This window comes from Phenylobacterium sp., assembly GCF_036402295.1.
Classification (GTDB): domain Bacteria; phylum Pseudomonadota; class Alphaproteobacteria; order Caulobacterales; family Caulobacteraceae; genus Phenylobacterium.
In genome coordinates, this window is sequence record NZ_DASWTE010000226.1 from 1 (window position 1) to 5,444 (window position 5,444).

The following is a 5,444-nucleotide window of genomic DNA, read 5'->3' on the forward strand; positions in this document are numbered from 1 at the left end:
GAACGCCCCGCCGGCCACGCCGGAAGTGCAACGCGCCGCGCGCCAGGCCCCACGGCCCGGCGGCACGGTCATGGACCGCCGCGACGACGACGATCGTCGCCGCGCGGCCGAGCCCGGCAAGGGCGCGATCAGCCGCGCCAAGGGCGCGCCGACCCGGCGCGAAGGCCGCCTGACCATCCAGACCGTGGCCGGCGACGCCGAGGGCGCCGAGCGGATGCGCTCGCTCGCGTCCGTGCGCCGCGCCCGTGAACGGGAACGCGAGAAGCGCAAGGGCGGCGCGGTCGAGCAGGCGCGCGTGGCCCGCGAAGTGGTCATTCCCGACGTCATCACGGTGAGCGAACTCGCCAACCGGATGGCCGTCCGCGGGGTCGAGATCATCAAGTTCCTGATGCGTCAGGGCGTGATGCTGAAGATCAACGACGTCATCGACAACGACACCGCCGAACTGGTGGCCACCGAGTTCGGCCATACCGTGAAGCGCGTGTCGGAAGCCGACGTCGAAGAGGGCTTCATCGGCGGCGAGGACATCGACGATCACCTGGAGCCGCGGCCCCCGGTAGTGACCGTCATGGGCCACGTCGACCACGGCAAGACCTCGCTGCTCGACGCGCTGCGCTCCACCGACGTGGTCAGCGGCGAGCACGGCGGCATCACCCAGCACATCGGCGCCTACCAGGTGCGGCTGGAGGGCGGCCAGGCGGTCACCTTCCTCGACACCCCGGGCCACGCGGCCTTCTCGGCCATGCGGATGCGCGGCGCCAACGTCACCGACATCGTCATCCTGGTGGTGGCGGCCGACGACGGCGTGATGCCGCAGACGATCGAGGCCATCCAGCACGCCAAGGCGGCGGGCGCCCCGATCATCGTGGCGATCAACAAGATCGACAAGCCGGACGCCGACCCCACCCGCGTGATCAACGAGCTCTTGCAGCACGAGATCGTGGTGGAAAGCCTAGGCGGCGACACCCAGGCGGTCGAAGTTTCCGCCACCCAGAAAATGGGCCTGGACGACCTGATCGAAGCCGTCCTGCTGCAGGCCGAAGTGCTGGACCTGAAGGCCAACCCCGACCGCACCGCGGACGGCATGGTCATCGAGTCGAAGCTGGACAAGGGCCGCGGCGCGGTGGCGACCGTGCTGGTGAAGCGCGGCACGCTGAAGCGCGGCGACATCGTCGTGGCCGGCGCCAACTTCGGCCGCGTTCGCGCGCTGCTGAACGAACGCGGCGAGCAACTCGATGCGGCCGGCCCCTCCATTCCGGTGGAGATCCTGGGCCTCGACGGCACGCCCGATCCGGGCGAGCCCTTCGCCGTCGTGGAAAACGACGCCCGCGCCCGCGAGCTGGTCGACTACCGTACCCGCCTGAAGCGTGAGAAGGCCGGCGCCCCGGTCCAGGGCGCGTCCCTGGCCGAGATGATGGCCAAGATCACCGACAAGAAGGTCTCGGAGCTGCCGCTGGTCATCAAGGCCGATGTGCAGGGTTCGACCGAAGCCATCGTGGGCTCGCTGGACAAGATCAGCACCGACGAGGTCCGCGCGCGGATCATCCTGTCAGGCGCCGGCGCGATCAGCGAGAGCGACGTGATGCTGGCCAAAGGCGCCGGCGCAGCGATCCTCGGCTTCAACGTCCGCGCCTCGAAGCAGGCGCGCGACCTGGCCGAGCGCGAAGGGGTCGAGATCCGCTACTACGCGATCATCTACGACCTGCTCGACGACATCAAAGGCGTGCTCTCGGGCATGCTGGCGCCGATCCAGCGCGAAACCTTCCTGGGCAACGCCGAAGTCCTGCAGGCCTTCGACATCACGAAGGTCGGCCGGGTCGCCGGCTGTAAGGTCACGGATGGCGTGGTCCGCAAGGGCGCGCGCGTCCGGATCATCCGCCAGGACGTGGTGGTCCTCGAGCTGGGCGTCCTGCAGACGCTCAAGCGCTTCAAGGACGAGGTCAACGAGGTGCCGTCCGGCCAGGAATGCGGCATGGCCTTCCAGGGCTTCCAGGACATCAAGGCCGGCGACGTCATTGAGTGCTTCAACCTCGAAGAGGTGAAGCGGTCGCTTTGAAGACCATCGCTCCCTCCGGGGAGGGTGGCGAGTGAAACGAGACGGGTGGGGATGTGTGGATCGTCCCCACCCGTTTGCGTCTGGGCTCACACTTCCCCACCCTGGCCGCTGTGCGGCCCGTCCCTCCCCGGAGGGAGGGATTATCCAGGCCTTTGCATCTCGAAGTACGCGCTCAGGACCTCGAAGCCCATGTCGCGGTCGGCGAGGCGTTTCATGCCGATGCGCTCCAGCACGCGCTGCGAGCCGAAGTTCTGCGGGTCGGTGAAGGCGATGATGTGGTCGACGCTGGTGTTGGCGAAGGCCCAGTCGGCGATGGCGCGGGCCGCCTCGGTGGCCAGGCCCTGGCCCCAGTAGTGCGGCTTCAGCACATAGCCCAGCTCGAGCTCACCCGTGGGTTCCCACAGGCTGATCCCGGCGCGGCCGACGAACGTCCCGTCGTGCAGGTTGGCCACCCACTTCGCGTGGCCGAACTGGGCCTGTTCCGCGATGAAGGCCGCCAGCGCCTCGGCGATCCGCTCGTCGGGCCAGACGCCCCCCATGTAGCGCCCGACTTCCGGGTCGCGGTGCAGTTCCTCGAGCAGCGACCGGTCGTCCCGTGTGAACGGGCGGAACGTCATGCGCGCGGTGGTGAGGATCGGACGATCCCTTACGGCCCCAGATCCGTTCATCTGCGGTTGTGCCTCCCTATGGGAGACGTTTTAGCGCAGCTTGCCCGGAGAATGCCTATGCGCGGTTTCGTGATCGGCCTGATGGCCCTCATTCTCAGCGGGTGCGCCACGGTGCAGAAGCTGGACGCGGCCTCGGACGTGCATGCGCTGCTGATCTCCATCCGCGACGGCGACCGGGTGAGCTTCGATGCTCTGGTGGACGAGCGCGCACTCAAGTACGAGCTGCGGGCGCGGCTGGTTGCCGAGGCGGGGCGCGACGGCCGGGTCCCGGCGGTGCTGGCGGCGGTGCTGGCCCCGAGCATCGCCGAGGTCGCCGGCGAGGCGCTGATCCGGCCCGAGGTGTTCCGCGCCGTGGCCGAGTCGTACGGCTATCGCCGCGACATGAAGATCCCCGGCGTGATCGGCATCTCCACCCTGCTGCAGCCGCTGGACCCGGGCCGGGTCTGCGCGGTGACGAGGAAGGGCGGGCCGTGCCAGCTGATCTTCACCCAGGGGCCCGACGGCCGCTGGCGGCTCTCGGGCTTCGCGGGCGATCTTTCCCTGCTGCGCCTGAAGCGCTGACCGGGCTAGGCTCCCCGCAGTCCGGGGAGAGCGGCATGGGTCACGAGGCGGCGCTGAGCGCCTACACGAAGTTCGACTTCGAACACGGCGGGCGGCGCTACCCGGTCTACCGGCGGGGCTCCGGGCCGGCGGTGATCGTGATGCACGAGATGCCGGGGCTCAGTCCGCTGGTGATCCGCTTCGCCGACCGGGTGGCCGCGGCGGGGATGACCGTGTTCTGCCCCAGCCTGTTCGGAACGCCCGGCAAGCCGGTGAGCCGCGCCTACGTGGCGGCCACGGCGCTGGGCGTCCTGTGCATCCGGCGCGAGTTCTATGTCTGGCGCGGCGACCGCTCGAGCCCGGTCGTGGACTGGCTGAAGGCCCTGTCGCGCCACGCGTACGCCGAGTGCGGCGGCAAGGGCGTGGGCGCGGTCGGCATGTGCTTTACCGGCGGCTTCGCGCTGGCGATGATGACCGATCCGAGCGTCGTGGCGCCGGTGCTGTCGCAGCCTTCGCTGCCCTTGGCGCGGGGCAACGCCAAACGAAGCGCCCAGATCGGCGCATCGCCGCAGGAGATCGCCTGCGTGAAGGGGCGGCTGGCGGCCGAGGACCTGTCCATCGTGGGCCTGCGGTTCAAGAGCGACGAGCTGGTCCCGGACGCGCGGTTCGAAACCTACCGCCGCGAGTTCGGCGACCGCTTCGAGGCGATCGAACTGGAGGACGAGGACGCCCAGCCGGCGTTCATCCCGCCGCACGCGGTGCTGACCCTGCACCTGAAGGAGGACGGCCCGACGAAGGCGGCGGAGCAGCGGGTGATCCGGTTCTTCCGGGAGCGGACGGGGGCGTGAGCACGCCGCACGTGACACGCCGGGAGAGATGAACTAGAAGCCGCCGCTTTCCTGCGCGTCGCGTCCGATCCGCCCGCCAGGTTCGTAAGGCTGATTTCCATGAAACGACCCCACCCCAATGGCCGCGCGGCCCCCAAGGGCCCGACGCAGCGGCAGCTTCGCGCGGGCGAACTGGTGCGCCACGCGCTGGTGGAGATCTTCCGCGAGGAGGAGATCAACGATCCGGTGCTGGCCGGCGTCTCGGTGACCGTCACCGAGGTGCGGGTGAACCCGGACCTGCGCCACGCCACCATCTTCGTGGAGCCGCTGGGCGGGGAGAACGCCGACGAGGTGGTCAAGGCGCTGAACAAGCACTCGAAGTTCGTTCGTGGCCACCTGGGCCGGATGATCGAGCTGCGCTTCACGCCCGACCTGCACTTCCGCCACGACGAGAGCTTCAACGAGGCGGCGCGGATGGCGCGGCTGTTCGACGACCCCCGCGTGGCGCAGGACCTGCGGCCGCAGCCCCCGTCGGACAGCTGGAAGGACGAGGACTGACATGGCCCGGCGCAAGAAGGGCCAGGCGATCTCGGGCTGGATCAACCTCGACAAGCCCTACGACCTGACCTCCACATTCGCCGTCAGCCGCATCCGGCGGCTGTTCGACGCGCAGAAGGCGGGGCACGCCGGCACCCTGGACCCGCTGGCCACCGGCATCCTGCCGATCGCGCTGGGCGAGGCGACCAAGACGGTCCCGTTCCTGGTGGACGCCGACAAGAGCTACCGCTTCACGATCGCCTGGGGCCACACGACTGCGACCTTTGACCGCGAGGGCGAGACGACGGCCGAGTCCGACGTGCGCCCGACCCCAGACCAGGTGGCCGCGGTGCTGCCGCGCTTCATGGGCGAGATCGACCAGGTCCCGCCAGCCTATTCGGCGATCAAGGTAGACGGCGAGCGCGCCTACGACCTGGCCCGCGCCGGCGAGACGGTGGAGCTCGCGTCGCGCAAGATCATGGTCTTCGACGTACGGGTCGCCGATGTCCCGGACGCCGATCACATCACGCTGGAGCTGGACTGCGGCAAGGGCGCCTACGTCCGCGCGCTGGTCCGCGATATCGCCGATGCGCTCGGGGCGTGCGGACATGTCAGCGCGCTGCGCCGAACCCGGGTTGGCGGCTTCCGGCAAGAAAATGCCGTAACGCTGGAAAGTCTGGAGAAATTGGGCTATGAGGCCCGCCAGTCGGAGGCCCTGCTTCCGGTCGAGACCGCACTGGACGACATCCCGGTGCTGGCCGTGACCGACGAAGACGCCTTTCGATTGAAGCAGGGACGATCGATCGTTCTCGTTCC

Annotated in this window: 6 protein-coding genes; 5 read left to right on the plus strand and 1 reads right to left on the minus strand. The window is 69.3% G+C overall.

The window, feature by feature from the left end:
• On the plus strand, positions 1–2,056 hold a 2,056-nt coding region (gene infB, locus VGD44_RS13920), incomplete at its 5' end, for a translation initiation factor IF-2 (RefSeq protein WP_331088029.1).
• A gap of 140 nt (positions 2,057–2,196) precedes the next feature.
• Here the strand turns inward: infB and VGD44_RS13925 are convergent.
• Entirely contained in the window at positions 2,197–2,724 is a 528-nt protein-coding gene (locus VGD44_RS13925; RefSeq protein WP_331088031.1) for a GNAT family N-acetyltransferase, read from the minus strand.
• A 57-nt stretch (positions 2,725–2,781) separates the two neighbouring features.
• On the opposite strand from VGD44_RS13925, the gene VGD44_RS13930 reads away from it, so the two are divergent.
• The 4 genes from VGD44_RS13930 to truB all read left to right on the plus strand — a co-directional run.
• Complete coding sequence (locus tag VGD44_RS13930; RefSeq protein WP_331088033.1) at positions 2,782–3,285, plus strand: hypothetical protein; 504 nt, start codon at positions 2,782–2,784, stop codon at positions 3,283–3,285.
• A gap of 35 nt (positions 3,286–3,320) precedes the next feature.
• Entirely contained in the window at positions 3,321–4,112 is a 792-nt protein-coding gene (locus tag VGD44_RS13935; protein ID WP_331088034.1) for a dienelactone hydrolase family protein, read from the plus strand.
• Between the two features lie 99 nt (positions 4,113–4,211).
• Positions 4,212–4,649 (plus strand): 30S ribosome-binding factor RbfA, encoded by a 438-nt coding sequence (gene rbfA, locus VGD44_RS13940; protein WP_331088036.1) that lies wholly within the window; start codon positions 4,212–4,214, stop codon positions 4,647–4,649.
• Position 4,650: 1 nt separating this feature from the next.
• Positions 4,651–5,444, plus strand: a 794-nt coding sequence (gene truB / locus VGD44_RS13945; protein ID WP_331088038.1) for a tRNA pseudouridine(55) synthase TruB, incomplete at its 3' end; no start/stop codon positions are given.